Origin of the sequence: Pseudomonas hygromyciniae, assembly GCF_016925675.1 — a bacterium.
GTDB lineage: Bacteria > Pseudomonadota > Gammaproteobacteria > Pseudomonadales > Pseudomonadaceae > Aquipseudomonas > Aquipseudomonas hygromyciniae.
This window is the reverse complement of sequence record NZ_CP070506.1, coordinates 5,378,058-5,399,542: the sequence shown is the minus strand read 5'-3', so window position 1 is coordinate 5,399,542 and position 21,485 is coordinate 5,378,058. Positions and strand designations below refer to the sequence as shown.

Annotated in this window: 17 protein-coding genes and 1 pseudogene; 9 read left to right on the top strand and 9 right to left on the bottom strand. The window is 61.1% G+C overall.

Annotated features, from left to right (window positions below; translation table 11 throughout):
- Nucleotides 1–2: 2 nt before the first annotated feature.
- The 8 genes and pseudogenes from JTY93_RS24360 to JTY93_RS24325 all read right to left on the bottom strand — a co-directional run bounded on the left by JTY93_RS24360 (nt 3) and on the right by JTY93_RS24325 (nt 9,822).
- On the bottom strand, nt 3–1,925 hold the full coding sequence (locus JTY93_RS24360; RefSeq protein ID WP_017739508.1) for a PrkA family serine protein kinase: 1,923 nt from the start codon (nt 1,923–1,925) through the stop codon (nt 3–5).
- A gap of 283 nt (nt 1,926–2,208) precedes the next feature.
- Nucleotides 2,209–2,539 (bottom strand): annotated as a pseudogene (gene glpE / locus JTY93_RS24355) (thiosulfate sulfurtransferase GlpE).
- Nucleotides 2,540–2,571: 32 nt separating this feature from the next.
- Nucleotides 2,572–3,423, bottom strand: coding sequence for a symmetrical bis(5'-nucleosyl)-tetraphosphatase (locus tag JTY93_RS24350; RefSeq protein WP_205477964.1), 852 nt, complete (start codon nt 3,421–3,423; stop codon nt 2,572–2,574).
- Entirely contained in the window at nt 3,423–3,803 is a 381-nt protein-coding gene (apaG, locus tag JTY93_RS24345) for a Co2+/Mg2+ efflux facilitator ApaG/CorD (RefSeq protein ID WP_205477963.1), read from the bottom strand. The genes JTY93_RS24350 and apaG overlap by 1 nt, the downstream gene beginning before the upstream one ends.
- 137 nt (nt 3,804–3,940) lie before the next feature.
- The gene (gene rsmA, locus JTY93_RS24340) at nt 3,941–4,753 is read right to left on the bottom strand and encodes a 16S rRNA (adenine(1518)-N(6)/adenine(1519)-N(6))-dimethyltransferase RsmA (RefSeq protein WP_169997945.1); all 813 of its coding nucleotides are present in this window, start codon (nt 4,751–4,753) and stop codon (nt 3,941–3,943) included.
- Entirely contained in the window at nt 4,750–5,739 is a 990-nt protein-coding gene (gene pdxA, locus JTY93_RS24335; RefSeq protein ID WP_205477962.1) for a 4-hydroxythreonine-4-phosphate dehydrogenase PdxA, read from the bottom strand. Before pdxA ends, rsmA begins: the two co-directional genes overlap by 4 nt.
- Complete coding sequence (locus tag JTY93_RS24330; protein WP_205477961.1) at nt 5,736–7,070, bottom strand: peptidylprolyl isomerase; 1,335 nt, start codon at nt 7,068–7,070, stop codon at nt 5,736–5,738. Before JTY93_RS24330 ends, pdxA begins: the two co-directional genes overlap by 4 nt.
- Entirely contained in the window at nt 7,051–9,822 is a 2,772-nt protein-coding gene (locus JTY93_RS24325) for an LPS-assembly protein LptD (RefSeq protein WP_205477960.1), read from the bottom strand. Before JTY93_RS24325 ends, JTY93_RS24330 begins: the two co-directional genes overlap by 20 nt.
- Before the next feature lie 130 nt (nt 9,823–9,952).
- Between JTY93_RS24325 and JTY93_RS24320 the strand changes: the two genes are divergently transcribed.
- The 3 genes from JTY93_RS24320 to JTY93_RS24310 are packed head-to-tail and all read left to right on the top strand — an operon-like array spanning nt 9,953 to nt 12,418.
- Nucleotides 9,953–10,978 (top strand): aminoglycoside phosphotransferase family protein, encoded by a 1,026-nt coding sequence (locus JTY93_RS24320; RefSeq protein WP_205477959.1) that lies wholly within the window; start codon nt 9,953–9,955, stop codon nt 10,976–10,978.
- Nucleotides 10,975–11,649 carry an N-acetylmuramate alpha-1-phosphate uridylyltransferase MurU gene (murU, locus tag JTY93_RS24315; RefSeq protein ID WP_205477958.1) on the top strand — a complete coding sequence of 225 codons (675 nt, stop codon included), beginning with the start codon at nt 10,975–10,977 and terminating at the stop codon, nt 11,647–11,649. Before JTY93_RS24320 ends, murU begins: the two co-directional genes overlap by 4 nt.
- 1 nt (nt 11,650) lies before the next feature.
- The gene (locus JTY93_RS24310; protein ID WP_169997932.1) at nt 11,651–12,418 is read left to right on the top strand and encodes a DnaJ domain-containing protein; all 768 of its coding nucleotides are present in this window, start codon (nt 11,651–11,653) and stop codon (nt 12,416–12,418) included.
- Nucleotides 12,419–12,531: 113 nt separating this feature from the next.
- Here the strand turns inward: JTY93_RS24310 and JTY93_RS24305 are convergent, their stop codons facing one another.
- Nucleotides 12,532–13,509, bottom strand: a complete 978-nt coding sequence (locus JTY93_RS24305; RefSeq protein WP_205477957.1) for an alpha/beta hydrolase family protein — start codon at nt 13,507–13,509, stop codon at nt 12,532–12,534.
- Nucleotides 13,510–13,570: 61 nt separating this feature from the next.
- Between JTY93_RS24305 and JTY93_RS24300 the strand changes: the two genes are divergently transcribed.
- From JTY93_RS24300 to JTY93_RS24275, 6 genes are all read left to right on the top strand, one after another.
- Nucleotides 13,571–15,964, top strand: a complete 2,394-nt coding sequence (locus JTY93_RS24300) for a PAS domain-containing sensor histidine kinase (protein ID WP_205477967.1) — start codon at nt 13,571–13,573, stop codon at nt 15,962–15,964.
- A 137-nt stretch (nt 15,965–16,101) separates the two neighbouring features.
- Nucleotides 16,102–16,731, top strand: a complete 630-nt coding sequence (locus tag JTY93_RS24295; RefSeq protein WP_029296794.1) for a response regulator — start codon at nt 16,102–16,104, stop codon at nt 16,729–16,731.
- A 251-nt stretch (nt 16,732–16,982) separates the two neighbouring features.
- Nucleotides 16,983–18,095 carry an ABC transporter ATP-binding protein gene (locus JTY93_RS24290; protein ID WP_029296791.1) on the top strand — a complete coding sequence of 371 codons (1,113 nt, stop codon included), beginning with the start codon at nt 16,983–16,985 and terminating at the stop codon, nt 18,093–18,095.
- A 46-nt stretch (nt 18,096–18,141) separates the two neighbouring features.
- Nucleotides 18,142–19,185 (top strand): ABC transporter substrate-binding protein, encoded by a 1,044-nt coding sequence (locus JTY93_RS24285; protein WP_205477956.1) that lies wholly within the window; start codon nt 18,142–18,144, stop codon nt 19,183–19,185.
- A 137-nt stretch (nt 19,186–19,322) separates the two neighbouring features.
- Nucleotides 19,323–20,570 carry an ABC transporter permease gene (locus JTY93_RS24280; RefSeq protein ID WP_169997924.1) on the top strand — a complete coding sequence of 416 codons (1,248 nt, stop codon included), beginning with the start codon at nt 19,323–19,325 and terminating at the stop codon, nt 20,568–20,570.
- Nucleotides 20,571–20,582: 12 nt separating this feature from the next.
- Nucleotides 20,583–21,410: an ABC transporter permease gene (locus JTY93_RS24275; RefSeq protein WP_029296783.1), complete on the top strand. Its 828-nt coding sequence runs from the start codon at nt 20,583–20,585 to the stop codon at nt 21,408–21,410.
- The last annotated feature ends 75 nt before the right edge of the window (nt 21,411–21,485 follow it).

The following is a 21,485-nucleotide window of genomic DNA, read 5'->3' as shown; positions in this document are numbered from 1 at the left end:
CCTTACTGCGATTTGCGAACCCGCAGGTACCACTCGGAAAGCAGCCGTACCTGTTTGTCGGTGTAGCCACGCTCGACCATTCGTGTGACGAAGTCGTTGTGTTTTTGCTGGTCCTCCTTGCTGGCCTTGGCGTTGAAGCTGATGACCGGCAGCAGATCCTCGGTGTTGGAGAACATTTTCTTCTCGATGACCACCCGCAGCTTCTCGTAGCTGAGCCAGGTAGGGTTCTTGCCGTTGTTGTTGGCCCGGGCGCGCAGTACGAAGTTGACGATTTCGTTGCGGAAATCCTTCGGATTGCTGATGCCGGCCGGTTTTTCGATCTTCTCCAGTTCCTCGTTGAGGGCTACGCGGTTGAGGATCTCGCCGGTTTCCGGGTCACGGTATTCCTGGTCCTGGATCCAGAAATCTGCGTAAAGCACATAGCGATCGAAGATGTTCTGCCCATATTCGCTGTAGGACTCCAGGTAAGCAGTCTGGATTTCCTTGCCGATGAACTCGATATAGCGCGGTGCCAGGTACTCCTTGAGGAAGCGCAGGTAGCGCTCGCGGGTTTCGGCCTGGAATTGCTCCTGTTCGATCTGCTGCTCCAGTACATAGAGCAGGTGCACCGGGTTGGCGGCGATCTCATGGGGGTCGAAGTTGAAGACCTTGGACAGGATCTTGAAGGCGAAGCGGGTCGATAGGCCATTCATGCCTTCATCCACGCCCGCCGTGTCGCGGTATTCCTGGATCGACTTGGCCTTGGGATCGGTGTCCTTGAGGTTCTCCCCGTCGTAGACGCGCATTTTCGAGTAGATATTCGAGTTTTCCGGCTCCTTGAGGCGCGACAGCACGGTGAACTGGGCGAGCATCTTCAGGGTGTCGGGCGCGCAATGGGCCTTGGCCAGGGAGCTGTTGAACAGCAACTTGTCGTAGATCTTGATTTCATCGCTGACCCGCAGGCAGTACGGCACCTTGACGATATAGATCCGGTCGATGAAGGCTTCGTTGTTCTTGTTGTTGCGGAAGGTGTGCCATTCCGATTCGTTGGAGTGGGCCAGCAGGATACCGGTGAACGGGATCGCCCCCAGGCCTTCGGTACTGTTGTAGTTGCCTTCCTGGGTCGCGGTGAGCAGTGGGTGCAGCACCTTGATCGGCGCCTTGAACATCTCCACGAACTCCATCAGGCCCTGGTTGGCCCGGCACAGCGCGCCCGAGTAGCTATAGGCGTCCGCGTCGTTCTGCGGGAATTCCTCCAGCTTGCGGATATCGACCTTGCCCACCAGCGCAGAAATGTCCTGGTTGTTTTCATCCCCTGGCTCGGTCTTGGCCACGCCGATCTGGTTGAGGATCGACGGATAGAGTTTGACCACCCGGAACTGGCTGATATCGCCGCCAAACTCGGCCAGGCGCTTGGTGGCCCAGGGCGACATGATGGTATTGAGATAGCGCCGTGGGATGCCGAAGTCTTCCTCGAGGATCGCGCCATCTTCCGTGGCGTTGAACAGGCCCAGGGGCGACTCGAACACCGGGGAGCCCTTGATTGCGTAGAAAGGCACCTTTTCGATCAGTTGCTTGAGTTTTTCGGCCAGGGAAGATTTACCGCCGCCCACGGGGCCGAGCAGGTAGAGGATTTGTTTCTTCTCTTCCAGGCCTTGGGCGGCATGGCGGAAGTAGGAGACGATCTGGTCGATGCATTCTTCCATGCCATGGAAGTCTTCAAAGGCCGGGTAGCGGCGGATCACCTTGTTTGAGAATATTCGCGATAGCCGCGAATTGTTGGAGGTGTCTACCAACTCCGGCTCGCCAATCGCCAGTAGCAGGCGCTCGGCGGCAGACGCGTAGGTGCTGCGGTCCTTTTTGCACAGCTCAAGATACTCTTGCAGCGTGAGCTCTTCCTGCTGTGTGGACTCGAAGCGTTGTTGGAAGTGGCTAAAAATACTCATGACGTCGTCACCTCGCTCGATACGTGGAGCCGACGCCGGGTCAATCAGTCGATGCTGGCAGCCAGTGGCGCTTGCCGTGGCCATTTCCCCCCAGAACACCTTGAAACGCTACCGATGACCCGCACGCCGGTGTACCGGCTCTCCCCTGTTTTGGATGGCCTGCGCTTAATGATAGTTGGGAATCCGGGAGGTCAAGGCGAGATGCCTAATTAGTTTGGGCGCGCCGTTCGTCAGAAACGGCGCGAGCCCAAGCGTCACGCGGGGTAGCGGGGTTTGAAAAAAATTATTGCGAATCGCCTGTGGAAATTTCCGCAGGATACGTCGTACGCCATAGCTCAAAGCCACCGTCCAGGCTGTAGACATCCGAGAAGCCCTGGCTGACCAGATAGGCGGCGGCGCTCTGGCTGGAGTTACCGTGATAGCAGGCCACGATCACTGGCGCGTCGAGGTCGGCGGCGCGGATGAAGTCGGCGATATTGACGTTGTCCAAATGCTTGGCCCCGCTGATGTGGGCAGCGGCGTAAGTAGGCTGGTCACGGATATCCACCACCACGGCGCCTTTTTCGCGCAGGGCCTGGGCTTGTTCGGGGGGGGATACGTTTGAATTCGCTCATGGCGGGCTCCTTGGGCGGGCGGCAAGCGGCGTCTAGCGCTTGGCGGCGGCGGGCTGTGTAACGGGAAGGGGAGATTCGCACTGGCAGCTCAGGCGCTCGCCAGTGTCGATGTTCATCAAGGTCATGGCGCCACCCCACACGCAACCGGTGTCGAGGGCGAATACACCGGGCTCGTCGCAATGGCCTTCAAGGGCGGCCCAGTGACCGAAGATGATCTTCGTGTCGCGGGTCTTGCGTTCCTTGTGGGCGAACCAGGGTTTGTAGCCGGGCAGGCCGGTGTCGGCGCCTTCCTTGCTCTTGAGGTCGAGTTTGCCCTCGGCGGTGCAGAAGCGCATGCGCGTGAAATAGTTGGTAATGACCCGCAGGCGGGTGATGCCGGTCAGGTCGTTATCCCACTTCACCGGCTCATTGCCGTACATGCCGTCCAGATAGGTGGCGAACAAGGTGTCATCGGCCAGGACGGTTTCGACTTCGGCAGCACATTTAAGGGCTTTTTTCAGAGTCCATTGCGGCGGGATGCCAGCATGCACCAGGGCGGTATTACGGCTTTCATCGTAATGGACGAGTTTTTGCCGGCGCAGCCAGTCGAGCAGCTCGGCGCGATCCGGGGCCTCGAGGATTTCCCGCAGGGTGTCGCCCTTTTTCAGGCGCTCGATGTTATTACCAGCTGCCAGTAGGTGCAGGTCGTGGTTGCCCAGCACGCAAACCAGCGAGTCGCGCAGGCGGTACAGATAGCGCAGGGTTTCCAGGGATTGCGGGCCGCGGTTGACCAGGTCGCCCACCAGCCACAGGCGATCGTTGGCTGGGTCGAAGGCTACGCGTTCAAGCAGGCATTTAAGCGGTTCCAGGCATCCTTGCAGGTCGCCGACAGCATAGGCTGCCATCAGTGCAGGGCTCCCGGCACCGCCAGGCGGAAGGGGGCAATGATGGCGTCGAAGTGTTTACCGTCGTTGGCCAGCATCTGGTAGCTGCCTTGCATCGTGCCGACCTTGGAGGTCATCACGGTACCGCTGCTGTAGGTGTGGCTGGCGCCGCTATCGATCAGTGGCTGTTGGCCGATGACGCCGGCGCCGCGTACTTCCTCGACATGGCCGTCACCGTCGGTGATTACCCAGTGGCGCGACAGCAGCTTGGCAGGCACTAGGCCGTTGTTTTTCACCGTGACGGTGTAGGCAAAGGCAAAGCGGTTCTGTTCGGGTTGCGATTGTTCCGCCAGGAAGCGGGTGACGACGCTGACGTCGATCTGATAGCGAGGATCGGACATGCAAGAGGCCTTAAGAGCAAAAGCGGAGGACAGCAGATGCGGATCAGTCTAGGCCATGAGGTGGGCACTAGGCCAGACATGCTGTCTGACCGGGCGTCCACCCGTGTAGGAGCCGGCTTGCCAGCGATGGCGCTGGGTCAGTCGGCAGTGGGTGCAGGCTGAATCGCTAGCTGGTCGGCCAAGCGTACGAACGCGGCGAGGTCCAACTGCTCAGGCCGCAGGCTGCCGTCGACACCGGCCGCTTCGATTTCGGCGTTGCTCAGCAGCGCCTTGAGCGTATTGCGCAAGGTCTTGCGACGCTGGTTGAACGCTTCGCGCACCACTCGCTCCAGCAGGCGATGATCCTTGGCTGGATGCGGCAGCACCGCGTGTGGCACCAGGCGCACAATCGCCGAGTCGACCTTCGGCGGCGGGTTGAATGCACCGGGGCCAACATTGAATAGGTGTTCGACCCGGCAGTGGTACTGAACCATGATCGACAGGCGGCCCCAATCACCGCCACCAGGACCAGCCGCGAGACGTTCGACCACTTCTTTCTGCAACATGAAATGCATGTCGCGGATGATCCCGGCGTTGTTCAGCAGGTGAAAGATCAGCGGCGTGGAGATGTTGTACGGCAGGTTGCCGACCACCCGCAGGCTGTGGGGAGCGGCATTGAGGCTGTTGAAGTCGAACTTCAACGCGTCGCCTTGGTGCAGCTTGAAGTTGGACTTGCCGGCAAACTGCTGGTTGAGGATCGGAACCAGGTCCTTGTCCAGCTCAATCACATCCAGCTGGCCGCCACTGTTGAGCAGGCCCTGGGTGAGTGCGCCCTGGCCCGGGCCGATTTCCAGCAGGCGGTCTTCGGGCTTGGCATGGATGGAGCGCAGGATTCGGTCGATAACGCCAGCATCGTGCAGGAAGTTTTGCCCGAAGCGCTTGCGCGCCCGGTGTTGGTAATGCTCGGTCATATACGGGTCTCGGCCATCTGATAGGCGGTTTCCAGGGCCACGTGCAGGCTGCCGGTATCGATCTTGCCGCTGCCCGCCAGGTCCAGGGCGGTGCCATGGTCGACGGAGGTGCGGATGATCGGCAGGCCCAGGGTCACGTTGACTGCGGCGCCGAAACCTTTGTATTTCAGCACGGGCAGCCCCTGGTCATGGTACATCGCCAGCACTGCATCGCAGTGCTCCAGATATTTGGGGGTAAACAGAGTGTCCGCAGGCAGTGGGCCACGCAGGTCCATGCCGTCTTGGCGCAGGCGCTCTAGTGTTGGTTCGATAATGTCGATTTCTTCATGGCCCAGGTGGCCGCCTTCACCCGCGTGGGGGTTGAGGCCGCACACCAGGATCCGTGGCTGGGCGATGCCGAACTTCTGTTGCAGGTCAGCATGCAGGATGCGCGTTACGCGCTCCAGGCGTTCCGGGGTGATGGCATCGGCAATCTGGCGCAAGGGTAGGTGAGTGGTCACCAGTGCCACGCGCAGGCCACGGGTTGCCAGCATCATCACCACTTGTTCGGTATGGGTCAGCTCGGCAAGAAACTCCGTGTGACCGGAAAAGGCGATGCCGGCTTCGTTGATCACGCCTTTATGCACCGGCGCCGTGATCATCCCGGCGAAGTCGCCGTCGATGCAGCCTTGCCCGGCACGGGTCAGGGTCTCCAGCACAAAGGCCGCATTGGCCTTGTCCAGATGCCCGGCGACCACCTGGGCCTGCAGCGGGGTATCCCACACGTACAGGCTGTTGGCGGGCGCTGGATGGTCGGGCCAGTTGCCCGGCGAAACAGGCAGCAAGTCGACAGCCACGCCCAGTTGCGCGGCCCGCTCAAGGAGCAGGTCGCGGCTGGTAATGGCAATCAGGGGATGAGGCTGGGCTTGCGAGGCGAGCAGCAGGCACAGGTCTGGACCTATGCCGGCCGGCTCGCCGGGTGTCAACGCGAAACGCTGGGGTTTCACTGGGCTGCCTGGTCGGTGCCTGTTGTGTCGGCGCCAGGAAGCTTGTTTTCCACGTAGGCTTCGTCGCGGATCTGACGCAACCAGGTTTGCAGCTCTTCGTCGTACTTGCGGTTACGCAGTACGGTCAGCGCTTGTTGCTCACGGGCCTGGGTGGTGTTGTCGGTGGCGCGGCGGCCAAGGACTTCCAGGACGTGCCAGCCATATTGGGTCTTGAACGGCTTGGACAGCACACCTTGCGGCGTCTCGGTCATGACTTGCTGGAACTCGGGTACGAGGGCCCGTGGGTCGATCCAGTTCAGGTCGCCGCCGTTGAGGGCCGAACCCGGGTCTTCCGAGAAACTTTTGGCCAAGGTGGCGAAGTCTTCGCCGCCATTGATGCGCTCATAGATCTTTTGCGCCAGTTCCTTGGTTTGAGCCTCGGTGCGAATCTCGCTTGGCTTGACCAGGATGTGACGGACATGCACTTCGTCCTTCAACGAAGACTCACCGCCGCGACGTTCCAGCAACTTCAGAATGATGAAACCACCCGGCGTACGCGCAGGTTGGGTGATGCCACCCACTTCCATGGCGCTCAGCTCACGGTCAAACGGTGGTGGCAATTGCGCAGCTTTACGCCAGCCCATATCACCGCCTTCGAGAGCGTTGTCGCTGCCGGACTGGGCAATGGCCATCTGGGCAAAGTCAGCACCGGCCTTGAGACGGTCATAGATCGCCTGGGTCTTGGCCGCGGCGGCGTTGAGCTGCTCGGCGTTGGCGCTGTCTGGCGTCGGGATCAGGATATTGGCCAGGTGCAGTTCTTCGGAGAGCTGCATCTTGCCCAGGTCCGAGGCGAGGAAGTTCTTCACTTCCTGCTCCGATACCTGCACGCGCTCGGCCACACGGCGCTGACGCACACGGCTGATGATCATTTCACGGCGGATCTGGTCGCGGGCGTCCTCATAGGAGAGGCCGTCACGAGCCAGGGCCGCACGGAACTGATCAATGCTCATGTTGTTGCGTTGAGCAATGGTGCCGACGGCCTGGTTCAGCTCTTCGTCGGTGATGCGGATGCCGGAGCGGTCGCCAATCTGCAGTTGCAGGTTTTCGACGATCAGGCGTTCCAGCACTTGCTGGTCCAGGACGCTGGTCGGCGGCACGCCACCGCCACGCTTGGCGATGGTTTGCTGAACTTCCTTGACCCGTTGGTCGAGTTGGCTCTGCATGATCACGTCGTTATCGACGATGGCCACGACCTTGTCCAGCGGTTGCACTGCGGCGTGCGCCGCCGCAGTACCCAGGAACAGCGCGCCCAGCATCAGCGGGCGCAGACAATCAGAAAGCTTGATCTTCACGTTCACGATAACCTTGGATGCCTTTGTCGAGGAAGCTCTCTACCTTGGCGCCAGTCAGGCCGCCGAGTCCCTTGAGGACGATTTGGAGGAAGAGCCCGTGGTCGCCTTTTTCGTTCAGCGGGGCGATCTGGGTGTATTCGTCGTTGGAAACCCAATAACGGTTGATCACGCGCAGTTTCCAGCAGCAGTTGTCGTACTCGAAACCACCGAAGGCTTCCAGGGTACGGTTGCGTGCATAGTCATACTGCCAGCGGGTGATCAGGTTCCACTGTGGAATGATCGGCCACATCATCGAGAAGTCGTGTTGTTGGATTTTGTAGTAATCCTTCACGTAGTTCTCTTGGCCTACAGTGCCGTAGTCGCCGCCAAACTGCCATTTGCCAGTCAGCTGGTTATAGACCACCTGGTCATTGCGATAGCGATAGCCGACGTTGATAACCTTGTTCGGATTGTCTTCCGGCTGGTAGTGGAACATTGCACTGCCGGAACGGGGGCTGTGGTTCTCAGTGTCCCAGTTGTAGTCGGCAGTAGCGCGCCAGTCACGGTTAAAGCGGAACTCGTAGTCCAGGGCGATCGGCGAGACATCTGACTGTGCGTCTTCACGGTCGGCGGCCACGATGCCCGGTAGTTGCACTTCGCGGTCCTTGAAGTACAGCGCCTGGCCGACCGAAACGCGCTGACGCTCAAAGCCGTTTTCTTCGATCCAGCGACTGGTCACGCCCAGGGACAGTTTATTCTCGTCACCGATACGGTCAGTGCCTGAGAAACGGTTGTCGCGGAACAGAGATCCGTAGCTGAACGAGGTTTCGCTAGTGTCGAACACTGGGATATCGGACTGGTCTTTCTCTGGAACATAGAGATAGAACAGGCGTGGCTCCAGGGTCTGGTTGTAGTTCTTGCCGAACCATTGGGTAGCACGGTCGAAATACAGGCCGCTATCGACACTGGCGATTGGAATAGAGCGATCTTGAGAACTCTTGAACTTCTGGCCCGTCGGTAGTTGCGACTTGCCGGTGTTGTCGAGGTCAAGATCGTACTTGGTGTAGGCATATTTGAGCTTTGGCGTGATGAAACCGTAGCTCGAAGTCATCGGCAGCGACATGCTTGGCGCCACATTCAACCGAGTACCATTGGCCCGGGTAAGGCCGGTGACGTAGGTGTCAAGGCGCCGGGAAGGTATACCGTCCTTGTCGGTAAAGTCCCCAGTCTCAAGATCCCGGTCAAACCTCACCGCTTCAGTATCATAGGCAAAGTTCAGGCCGCCCGGATGATACGGCAGTGAACCATTGAAGGTGATCTGCGGCAGGCGGTTATACGGCGTAATCTGGGAAATCGTCGCCAACTTGTACGCTTGCAGGTTCAGTCGCGCATTGTAGTTGTCACCACGATAGTTGACCGCACCCTGCTGGTTAAGCGCATCACGCCGTTCAACACCAATCTGGTCAGTCTGCAGATCCTGGAAGTAGTACGGGTCGCTGATGTCGGTGTAGTCGACTTCAGTCATGACGCGCGAATCCAGGCCGCCCTTGTGCTGCCAGTTGAGCATCCAGCGGGTTTTTTCGAAGTCTGTCTGCTTGCTGCGTTCGTTGTTGTCGTCGTTCAGGTACGCACCGCCGACCTGACCTTCGCTGGACTTGGTGAGGTAGCGGAATTCGCCTTCCATCAACAAACCACGCTTGGTCATATAACGCGGGTACAACGTGGCATCGTAGTTCGGCGCCAGGTTGAAGTAGTAAGGCGTCACGAGGGTAAAGCCACTTTCCCCACCCGAGCTGAAGCTCGGCGGCAGGAAGCCGGATTGACGACGATCGTCAATCGGGAAGTAGATGTACGGGGTGTACAGGATCGGGATGTTCTTGACCCGCAACGTCGCGTTGGTCGCCGTACCGAAGCCGGTGGCCGGGTTCAACGTGATGTTGTTGCCACGCAGTTGCCAGGCATTGCTGTCCGGCTCGCAGGTGGTGTACGTACCATCCTTGAGGCGGATGATCGCGTTTTCGGCACGCTTGGCGTACAGCGCGTTACCGCGGATGCGCGATTTGTGCATCACGTATTCGGCGTTGTCGATCTGGGCCGCACCGGTGTCCAGTTGGACCTGGGCGTGGTCGCCGACGATCAGCGCGCCATTGTCGCGCATACGCACGTTGCCGTTCAGCTCGCCGCGGTTCTCGGCCTGGTACAGGCTGGCCTCTTGGGCCTCGACCTGCATGCTGCCCTGGCGCATGACCACGTCACCGGCCAGGGTTGCAACTTGGGTTTCCTGCTCGTAACGAGAGGCCTTGGCACCGATGAAGGTCGGCGCGTCGCTCTTGTCCGTCTTGTCGTTCATGCCAGGACGGATCGGCTCGATGTACGCACCGGCGCAATAAGGACCGGTTTCGGCCAGTTGCGCAGCGGTGAGTTTTTCGCGAGGGACCCAGTCCAGGTGGCTGTAGTCGGCGCTGCGCGAGCGCAGGCCACGGCCCTTGGATTCGGTGACCAGCTTGGTCTGCGGCACGGCTTCGGCACCAGCAGCTTCGTCTTGCGGCGTGCCGTTGGCCGAGCTGACGGCGCTGCCGTCATGCACCGGACGCGGTGGCAAAGGGGCTGCGCTGGTTTTCGGCGCGCAATCCCAGGCACCCGAAGCAGAGACTGAGCAGTCATACTGTTCCGCGGCGACCACGAATGAGGTGGCGAAAGGTTGCATGGCCAGCAGACTGCCAGTTACCAGCAACGGAAATTTTCTACGAAACGCGGGGGATTTCAATGCCATCTTATTAGTCCGGGCTTCCTGCGTGCCATCTGCCCGCGGTGTGGGCCGCACGCCTCTCGATGGTCTGAAAAAGATGCGTGATAATAAAGCATGACCCGCTTGACGGCTAGCGCCGTCGGAGACCCTTGTAATGCCCGACCAAGATCTACGTTTGCAACACCTCAAAGCCTGGCTTGATCAGCAGTTACCCGAGCTTTTCCATGCCCAGGGTTGGGGGGCCGTACCCCCGGCTACATTGACTGCGGCCAGCAGCGACGCGAGTTTCAGACGGTACTTCCGTTGGGAAGGCGAAGGTCGCACATTTGTCGTGATGGATGCCCCACCCCCCCAGGAAAACTGCAAACCTTTCGTCGATATCGCGCGAATGTTGGCGAAATCGGGAATAAATGTTCCACAAATTTATGCCGAAGATCTGTCCCAGGGCTTTCTTTTGCTCAATGACCTGGGCAAAAACACCTACCTGGATGTGATTGACGGTGAAAATGCCGACCAATTGTTTGCCGAGGCCATCGACGCGCTGCTGGCTTTCCAGCAATTGCCGATGGACGCCGGGTTGCCTAGCTATGACGTGCCGTTGTTGCGCCGGGAGTTGGAGTTGTTCCCCGAATGGTACGTGCGCCGGCACCTGGGCATTGAATTCGATGATCAGCAGGTGGCGCTATGGCAGCGGGTCAGCCAATTGCTGATCGATAGCGCCCTGGCCCAGCCCAAGGTCTTGGTGCATCGCGACTATATGCCGCGCAACCTGATGATCAGCGCGCCGAACCCAGGTGTGCTGGACTTCCAGGATGCGGTCTACGGCCCGGTGACCTACGACATTACCTGCCTGTTCAAGGACGCCTTTCTCAGTTGGCCCCAAGCGCGGGTACGCCAATGGCAGCGTGGTTACTGGGAACGTGCTGGCCAGTTGGGCATCCCGGTACAGGCGGATGTTGAAGACTTCCTGCGTGCCAGCGACTTGATGGGGGTGCAGCGTCACCTCAAGGTCATCGGTATCTTCGCGCGTATCTGCCACCGTGATGGCAAGCCGCGCTACCTGGCGGACGTGCCGCGCTTCTTTGCCTATATAGACGCGGTGCTGGCTGATCGCCCGGAACTGGCCGAATTGGGCGAGTTGCTGTCCAGCCTGCGCCAACCGGCCGAGGCCCACGTATGAAGGCCATGATCCTGGCGGCCGGCAAGGGCGAGCGGATGCGTCCGCTTACCCTGCACACCCCCAAGCCACTGGTCCAGGCCGGCGGCAAACGCCTGATCGAGTATCACCTGGAGGCGCTGGCGAAAGCCGGATTCACCGAGATCGTCATCAACCATGCCTGGCTGGGCCAGCAAATCGAGAGTTACCTGGGAGATGGCGCACAGTACGGCGTGCGCATCCAGTATTCGCCCGAAGGCGAGCCGCTGGAAACCGGTGGCGGGATTTTCCAGGCCTTGCCCCTGCTGGGAGACGAGCCGTTCCTGGTGGTCAATGGCGATATCTGGACCGACTATGACTTTGCCCGCCTCAAGCAGCCCTTGAGCGGCCTCGCGCACTTGGTGATGGTCGAAAATCCGCCCCATCACCCCAGTGGTGGCGATTTCTTTATCAAGGACGGTTTGCTTCATGATGCAGCGCCCGATGCCGATAACCTGACCTTCAGTGGCATTTCGCTGCTGCATCCCAAGCTGTTCGCGGGTTGCAGCGCCGGTGCCTTCAAGCTGGCGCCCTTGTTGCGTACGGCGATGGCTCAAGGCTTGGTCTCGGGGGAACACATGGATGGACGCTGGATTGACGTCGGTACGCTGGAGCGCCTGGCGCAGGTTGAAAATCTGCTGACCGTGGGCCAGTAAGATGCTGTGGCCAGGGACTCTGATCGGAGCCGGGGCTGGGTTTGCCATCGCCAGTATTCCGGGGGCCATGTTGGGCGCGCTATTGGGTCAGGCGCTGGATCGGCGCCTGCAATTGCGCAGTTGGGCGCAACTGCGTGAGCGCCTGGGTGGCCGGCCGGCGCTGCGCAATGACGAGCTGTTGTTTGTGTTATTGGGCCGCCTGGCCAAGAGCAACGGGCGGGTGGTGGACGGGCATATCCAGCAGGCGCGGGTGGAGATGCGTTCGCTGGACATGACCGAGCCGGCCCAGCGCCGGGCGATTGCAGCGTTCAATCGGGGCAAGTCGGGGACCGATCGCGTGCGCAGTTACCTGCGCGTGCTCAAGTCCCAGCCCCATGCGGCGGAAGGTGTGCTGCGTGCTTGCTGGCGCATGGTCTGGGCCGACGGCAAGGCCAGCGTCGCCGAGCGCGACCTGATCGAGCTGTGGGGCAAATGGCTGGGGTGGACGCCACAACAGATCCAGGCCCTGGCCCACGATTACGAACCGGATCGCAAACCCCTGGCCACCCGCGGCGGCACCTACCAGGAAGCGCTACGGATCCTCGGTGTGAGCGCCACGACCGAGCCTGCGGTCATCAAGCGTGCTTATCGAAGGCTGCTCAGCCGCCATCACCCGGACAAGATTGCCGGCAGCGGCGCCAGCCCCGCGCAGGTACGCGAGGCCACGGAACGTACGCGGGAACTGCATAGTGCCTACACGATCATTCGCGAGCAGCGCAATTTCCGCTGAGCCCCTGTAGGAGCGAGCTTGCTCGCGAAAAACGTAAGCTCAATGCGTTTATTCTGGCTAAACGCGGCGACCTCCGGTTTTTCGCGAGCAAGCTCGCTCCTACAAGGAGGGGATCAGCTTGCGCTGTTTTGCGGGCTCAACCAGCCGCGAATCCGCCGGTACAACTGTTCCTGGGCCGCTGAGCTGTTGCCGGGAATCGTCTTCAACGACACCTGCTTATAGTTGTCATTCTTCAGCCGCTTGCTCGCCTGGCCGCGCTCCAGCGCCAGTTTGCTTGCCAGGGCGCTGTCTTGGTAGAAGACATCGGCAGTCGCCAACTTCAAGGCCGGCACCAACTGTTGCAGGTCCGGTTGACGGCCCACCGGCGTCTGCGCGGCGACCATAATAAATTTCTGCACCTGGGCCGGTTGTTTTTCGCTCAGGTAGCGGGCAGCCCACCAGGCTCCGGTCCCGTGCCCCAACAGCACGACGCTGCGGGCGTTCTGGGTCTGGGCATAGGCGACGGCGGCATCGATACGGGCGAAGATCCGTGTTGCGTCGGTCTTGTCCTGCTCATCCACGCCAGGGACCACGGCCGGGTCGGTGCCTTCGGCTTCGGCGCTGGCCGCTTGTTCAATCGGCTTGGGCGCGGCGGTGCTGGCATCCTTGCTGCTGGTGTCGACGGCCGCGTTGGGGGCCTGGATGACCCGCGGTGGCAGGGTGTCCAGGCTCTGGTCGGGCAGCGACAGGCTCAGGCTGCTCCAGGCGGCATCCGGCAATTTCTGGCGCAAAGGCCCGATTGCTTGCGGCCAGTCAGCAGTTTCCCCGGCGCCGGGGACGATAATCACCACACCTTGCGGCTCAGCGCTGTTGGCCGGCTTCCACAGGGCCAGGAACGACTCGTCGCCGGCCTGTAACTGTTGCTGTTCCTGGGGCGGCAGTTGCCGCTCCAGGGCATTGGCTTCTTCTTGGCTGCGCTCGGGCAAAGGTTGGCGTTCCGGCGGCTTTTCGGCGGTAGCCGGCGCGGTGTCAGCCGCCTGTACGCAAAAGGTGCTGGTAAACAGAAGCGACAGGCACAATGCTGGCAGTGTCGAACGGTGAAGCAGGGGCATAGTGGAATCCCGGCCAGAAGTGATCCCGGCAGCCTAATGGGTTGGATGTGAGATGTGAATGATGATTTTTCGCTGTCTGCTGGTTATCGGCTATCTGTGCTTTCCCTTGATGGCGAGTGCCGCGCCTGCGTCCGTGGTACCGCCGGCGGTGCTCAATGCCCAGCAGCGCGAGTGGCTGGCGCAGCACCCGCAACTGCGGGTCGGCGTGGTGTTGCAGGCCCCCTACGCACAATACGACCGGCGCCTGCAGCGGTTGTCCGGGGCCAATGTCGAGCTGATGCAGGCGCTGGCCAAGGCGTTGAATATCGAACTGACCTGGCGCAACTTCCCCACTCAAGAACAGTTGGAAGACGCCTTGCGCGAGGACGCGGTCGACCTCGCGCCTGGCCTGCTGCAAACCCCGGCCGGCCTACGCCTGTGGCTATTTTCTGACCCGTATATGCGCGTTCCCCAGCACATCGTGGGTATCCGTGACGGCAGCGGCGCAGTGGACCTGGAAAAACTCGACGAACACTCACGGGTTGCCGTGCGCATGCCCAGTGCCGTGGCCGATTACCTGCGCAGCAATTACCCCAACCTGAACCTGCAAGGCGTGCCCCTGGAGCGCCAGGCCCTGCAATTGTTGGTCAGCCAGCAGGCGCGCTATGCGGTGATCGATGAGGCGCAGTTGAGTCGGTTGTCGGTCGAGCCCGAATTCGCCACCCTGGCAGTGGTCGGTGATATTGGCCTGCCGCAATTGCTGCGGGTGGCCACGCGGCGTGACTGGCCACCCCTGGCGGACATTGTCGAGAGCGGCCTGCGGGCCATTCCCGCCCGTGATTTGGAGCAATTGCACGCCCGTTGGCTGCAACCCAAATATCCGCGGCTCTCGGAGTCACCGGGGTTCTGGCAAAACCTCAGCCTGCTGCTGGGCCTGCTGTTGCTCGCGTGCCTGGCGATCGCTGTATGGCAGCGTCGGCAAAAACATGCCCTGGAGCACCAGTTGCTGGCCGCCCGTGAGGAAAGCGCGGCCCGTGCCGCCGGCGCAGAAGCGTTGCGCCTGACCCAGTTTTCCATCGACCAAAGCACCGTCGGTATCCTTTGGGTCAACTGGGACAGCCATGTGCGCTATGCCAACGTCGCCGCCGAAGCCATGCTTGGCTACGCCCCCGGCGCGCTGATCGAGCGCCCGTTGATCGAGTTCGAACCCAACCTGAGCATGGACCGCTGGCTGAACCTGTGGAAACGCGCCCGCGCTAGCGAAGATGGCGCCCAGAGCTTCGCCACTCAGTGCCTGCGTGCGGATGGCAGCCTGTTGCCCACGGATGTATCCCTGAGTTTCCTGCGCTTTGCCGGCGGTGAGTACCTGGTGGTGTACCTCAACGACGTCACCGAACGGCGCCGGGCACTGGCTGCGCTGCAGGAAAGTGAAGCGCGCCTGCAAGGCATCGCCGCCAATGTGCCAGGGCTGGTGTTTCGCCTGGAGCGCCTGCCGTCGAGCGCGGCCATCGACTTTGCGTATATCAGCGAAGGCAGCGAACGCCTGGTGGGCTATTCGCCGTCCGTGCTCAGCCATCGCGATGTGGGAATTCGCAGCGTGGTACACCCCGATGACCGCGCCAGTTATCACCAGACCCAGGACCAGGCCATCGACAGCGAGAGCAACTGGTCGTGGCAAGGTCGCATCCTCACTCGCCAGGGCGAGCAGCGCTGGGCCGAGATCAAGGCCGTTACCCGGCGCATGGAGGATGGCGCGGTGGTCTGGGACGGGATCGTCTGGGACATCAGTGATAGCAAACGGATTGAATTGGAGCTGGACGCCTCGCGGGCGCAACTGCGCGAGTTGTCGGCTCACCTGGAGACCGTGCGCGAGGAAGAGAAGGCGCGGATCGCCCGCGAAGTCCACGATGAGTTGGGGCAAATGCTCACGGTACTGAAGCTGGAAACGTCCATGTGCGAGTTGGCCTACGCCCAGTTGGACCCTGGCCTGCACGAGCGCCTGAACAGCATGAAGCGCCTGATCGCCCAACTGTTCCAATTGGTCCGCGATGTGGCCACCGCGCTGCGCCCGCCGATTCTCGACGCCGGAATTGCATCGGCCATTGAGTGGCAGGCGCGGCGCTTTGAGGCGCGCACGCAGATCCCTTGCCTGGTGCAAGTGCCGGATTCCCTTCCGGCGTTGAGCGACGCCAAGGCCATTGGCCTGTTCCGCATCCTGCAAGAGGCGCTGACCAATGTCATGCGCCATGCCCAGGCGCATACTGTGGAACTGACCCTGGTGGTGGAGGGCGCCAGTCTGCGGCTGACCATCAGCGATGATGGCGCAGGCTTTGTCGCCGCACCGGGGCGCCCGGCGTCGTTTGGCCTGGTGGGTATGCGCGAGCGCGTGCTGATCATGGGCGGGCAGTTGACCCTGGACAGTGAACTGGGAGAGGGCACCACCCTGAGCGTGACGGTGCCGTTGGATGCGCCTTAGGCCCCTTGTGGGAGCGGGCTTGCTCGCGAAGGCGGTGTATCAGTTACACATAAGTCAACTGACACGCCGCCTTCGCGAGCAAGCCCGCTCCCACATTTTGAATATCGGCGTTTAATCGTTATAGAGAGGAAAGTCCCGTGATCCGCGTATTGGTAGCCGAAGACCACACCATCGTCCGTGAAGGCATCAAGCAGTTGATCGGCCTGGCCAAGGATCTGCTGGTGGTGGGCGAGGCGGGGAACGGCGAGCAGCTGTTGGAAGCCTTGCGCCACACACCATGCGAGGTCGTGTTGCTGGATATCTCGATGCCCGGGGTCAACGGCCTGGAAGCGATTGCACGAATCCGTGCGCTGAACAATCCGCCGGCGATCCTGGTGCTGTCGATGCATGATGAGGCACAAATGGCTGCCCGGGCGTTGAAGGTCGGCGCGGCAGGTTATGCAACCAAGGACAGTGATCCGGCGCTGCTGTTGACGGCAATTCGCAAGGTGGCCGCAGGCGGGCGTTATATCGATCCAGACCTGGCGGACCGCATGGTGTTCGAAGTCGGCCTCACCGATGCCCGGCCCTTGCACTCGCTGTTGTCCGAGCGTGAGTTCTCGGTGTTCGAGCGCTTGGCCCAGGGCGCCAATGTCAACGATATTGCCCAGCAACTGGCCCTGAGCAGCAAGACCATCAGTACCCACAAGGCGCGGTTGATGCAGAAGCTCAACATCACCTCCCTGGCAGAACTGGTGAAATACGCCATGGAGCACAAACTCCTGTAGGCGCCCGGCAAGCCGAGCGCCTACAGAGGCATATCTATTTGCGACATCCCAGCTGCACCCCACAGCCCAGGCTTGCGGCTTGTCTCGTCGACCTTGCCGCGCAACTGTCCCATGCCCGCCATTCGTGTAGGGCAATCCCTACCCCGAACCTTCCACCGCGCTGATGCCAATCTCTCTTGCGCCCCGATTTCCGGGGGCTTGCGCCTGGACTACGCTAGCTCCACAGCAGTCCAAAACACAAAGGTGCGGGTATGAGCGAGGTGGATTCAAATGATGTGCTGGTCAGCTTTCGTGGTGTGCAGAAGAGCTACGACGGCGAGAACCTGATCGTCAAAGACCTCAACCTGGACATTCGCAAAGGCGAGTTCCTGACCCTGCTAGGCCCGTCCGGGTCGGGCAAGACCACCAGCCTGATGATGCTGGCGGGCTTTGAAACGCCGACCGCCGGGGAAATCCTCCTGGCCGGACGCTCGATCAACAATGTGCCGCCGCACAAGCGCGACATTGGCATGGTGTTCCAGAATTACGCGCTGTTCCCGCACATGACCGTGGCCGAGAACCTGGCGTTCCCCCTGACAGTCCGGGGTTTGAGCAAGACCGACGTCAGTGAGCGGGTCAAGCGCGTGCTGAGCATGGTGCAACTCGACGCCTTCGCCCAGCGCTACCCCGCGCAACTCTCCGGCGGCCAGCAACAACGGGTGGCGCTGGCCCGTGCATTGGTATTCGAGCCGCAGTTGGTGTTGATGGATGAACCCCTCGGCGCCCTCGATAAACAGCTGCGTGAACACATGCAGATGGAGATCAAGCACCTGCACCAGCGCCTCGGCGTGACCGTGGTTTACGTAACCCACGACCAAGGGGAAGCGCTGACCATGTCCGACCGCGTGGCGGTGTTCCACCAAGGCGAGATCCAGCAGATCGCACCGCCGCGCACTTTGTATGAAGAGCCGAAAAACACCTTCGTTGCCAACTTCATCGGTGAGAACAACCGCCTTAACGGCCGCCTGCACAGCCACACCGGTGAGCGTTGCGTAGTCGAGTTGGCGCGGGGCGAGAAGGTCGAGGCGCTGGCGGTGAATGTCGGGCAGATCGGCGGCCCGGTGACCCTGTCGGTGCGCCCGGAACGGGTCAGCCTCAACGGCTCCAGCGAAAGCTGCAGCAACCGCTTCTCGGGCCGGGTGGCCGAATTCATCTACCTGGGCGATCACGTACGTGTGCGCCTGGAAGTCTGCGGCAAGGCTGATTTCTTTGTGAAACAACCGATCGCCGAGCTGGACCCGGCACTGACGGTCGGCGACGTGGTTCCGATTGGCTGGCAAGTCGAGCACGTTCGCGCACTCGACCCACTTCTAGAGGCGAATTGATCGCCCCCTTGGCTTCACCCAACCCTGCACGTGGAGAGAACAATAAATGTTGAGATCCCTGAAATTGACCGCCCTGGCCATTGGCCTGGCGGGTGCTTCACAGGTCATGGCAGGTCCCGACCTGACGGTGGTGTCGTTTGGCGGCGCGAACAAGGCGGCCCAGGTCAAGGCCTTCTATGCCCCGTGGGAAAGCGCGGGCCACGGCAAGATCATCGCCGGCGAGTACAACGGCGAGATGGCCAAGGTCAAAGCCATGGTCGACACCAAGAGCGTGTCCTGGGACCTGGTGGAAGTCGAGTCGCCGGAGCTGTCCCGTGGCTGTGACGAAGACATGTTCGAACCGCTGGACCCGAAACTGTTCGGCAACCCCGACGACTATGTGAAAGGCGCGATCCAATCCTGCGGCGTGGGGTTCTTTGTGTGGTCCACGGTGATGGCCTACAACGCCGACAAACTGAAGACTGCGCCCACCAGTTGGGTAGACTTCTGGGACACCAAGAACTTCCCGGGCAAGCGTGGCCTGCGCAAGGGCGCCAAATACACCCTGGAATTCGCCCTGATGGCCGACGGCGTGGCGCCCAAGGATGTCTACAAAGTGCTGGCCAGCAAAGATGGTCAGGACCGCGCCTTCAAGAAACTCGATGAGCTCAAGCCGTCGATCCAGTGGTGGGAAGCCGGCGCACAGCCGCCGCAGTATCTGGCTTCAGGTGATGTGGTCATGAGCTCGGCCTACAACGGCCGGATCGCCGCTGTGCAAAAAGAGAGCAACCTGAAAGTGGTGTGGAACGGCGGTATCTACGATTTCGACGCTTGGGCGATCCCCAAGGGCCTGAGCAAGGAGCGCGCTGAGGCGGCGAAGAAATTCATCGCCTTCTCCGTCGCACCGCAACAGCAGAAAACCTATTCGGAAAACATCGCCTACGGCCCGGCCAATACCCAGGCAGTACCGCTGCTGGCCAAGGACATCCTCAAGGATATGCCGACCACTCCGGAAAACATCGCCAACCAGGTGCAGATCGATGTGAGCTTCTGGGCGGATAACGGCGAGCAGTTGGAGCAGCGCTTCAATTCCTGGGCTGCCAAACAATAAGCCGCGCCGCATAACCCCTGTGGGAGCTGGCTTGCCTGCGATGGCATCACCTCGGTACACCTGAACACCGAGACGCTGCCATCGCCGGCAAGCCGGCTCCTACAGGGGCCTCAACAGTAGATTTTCCGGAGTTTGCCATGGCCATCGCCGTTCCCTCGAACGAGGTCACCACCCCCAGCTTGAAGCAGCGCCTGGCGCGCGCCGAGCGGCTTAACCGCTGGAAGGCCCAGGCGCTGATCGCGCCACTGGTGGTGTTTTTGCTGCTGGTGTTCCTGGTGCCCATCGTTGCGCTGCTCTATAAAAGCGTCGGTAACCCGGAAGTGGTCGCCGGTCTGCCGCGTACCGTGGTGGCGGTGACGGCCTGGGATGGTCGCGGCCTGCCCGGCGAGCCGGTGTACCAGGCTGTCAGCGAGGACTTGGGCGAAGCCCGCAAAAACCAGACCCTGGGCGATTTGTCCAAGCGCCTGAACATGGAACTGGCGGGCTATCGCAGCCTGCTGACCAAAACCGCGCGGGCGCTGCCGTTCAGCGAAGTGCCGGCCTCTTATAAAGAAGCGTTGGAAAACCTCGACGAACGCTGGGGCGACCCCGCGTACTGGCAGGCAATCCGCCGCAATACCAGCAGCCTGACGCCTTATTACCTGCTGGCGGCGGTCGATCATCGGATCGACGACCTGGGCGAAGTCGCCCCGGCCACGCCGGACCAGGCGATCTACCTCGATATATTCGCCCGCACCTTCTGGATGGGCCTGGTGATTACCGTGTGCTGCCTGCTGCTGGCCTATCCGCTGGCGTACCTGCTGGCCAACCTGCCGGCGCGCCAGAGCAACCTGTTGATGATCCTGGTGTTGCTGCCCTTCTGGACCTCGGTGCTGGTGCGGGTCGCTGCGTGGATTGTGTTGCTGCAGTCCGGCGGCTTGATCAACGGTGCGCTGATGAGCATGGGCATCATCGATAAACCCCTGGAACTGGTATTCAACCGGCTCGGGGTCTACATCTCCATGGTGCATATCCTGCTGCCGTTCATGATTCTGCCGATCTACAGCGTGATGAAGGGTATTTCCCCGACCTATATGCGCGCGGCGATTTCCCTGGGCTGTCACCCGTTTGCCAGTTTCTGGCGGGTGTACTTCCCGCAGACCTATGCGGGCGTCGGTGCCGGTTGCCTGTTGGTGTTTATCCTGGCGATTGGTTACTACATCACCCCGGCGCTGCTGGGCAGCCCGAACGACCAGATGGTCAGCTACTTCGTGGCGTTCTACACCAACACCAGCATCAACTGGGGCATGGCCACTGCACTGGGCGGCTTGCTGCTGCTGGCGACCGTGGTGCTGTACCTGATCTACAACTGGCTGGTGGGCGCCAGCCGCCTGCGTCTGAGCTGAGGAGCGCCTGATATGTCCAGCAGTCCTTACATGTCACCCATCGAACGGGTGTGGTTCTACAGCTTGCGGATCCTCTGCGGCCTGATCCTGTTGTTCCTGATCCTGCCGGTGTTGGTGATTATCCCGCTGTCATTCAACTCCGGAAGTTTTTTGGTGTACCCGTTGCAGGGGTTTTCGCTGCACTGGTACCAGGATTTCTTTGCTTCGGCGGAATGGATGCGCGCCTTGAAGAACAGCATCATCGTCGCCCCGGCCGCGACGGTGCTGGCGATGGTGTTTGGTACGCTGGCGGCCATCGGCCTGACCCGTGGCCATTTCCCCGGCAAGGCGCTGGTGATGGCCCTGGTGATTTCGCCGATGGTGGTGCCCGTGGTGATTATCGGCGTGGCCAGTTATCTGTTCTTTGCCCCGCTGGGATTGGGCAACAGCTTCTTTTCGCTGATCGTGGTGCATGCGGTGTTGGGCGTGCCCTTTGTGATCATCACGGTGTCGGCGACCTTGCAGGGGTTCAACCATAACCTGGTGCGGGCGGCGGCTAGCCTGGGTGCATCGCCGTTGACTGCTTTTCGCCGGGTGACGCTGCCGCTGATTGCGCCGGGGGTTATTTCCGGGGCGCTGTTTGCCTTTGCCACGTCCTTCGATGAGGTGGTGGTGACGCTGTTCCTCGCCGGGCCCGAGCAGGCGACCTTGCCGCGGCAGATGTTCAGTGGCATCCGCGAAAACCTCAGCCCGACCATCGCCGCGGCGGCAACCTTGTTGATTGCCTTCTCAGTGGTATTGCTGCTGACCCTGGAATGGCTGCGTGGGCGTAGCGAAAAACTGCGCACCGCCCAGGTCTGACTGCTGAAACCCGATCACCTGTGGGAGCTGGCTTGCCTGCGATGGCATCACCTCGGTACACCTGACACACCGAGC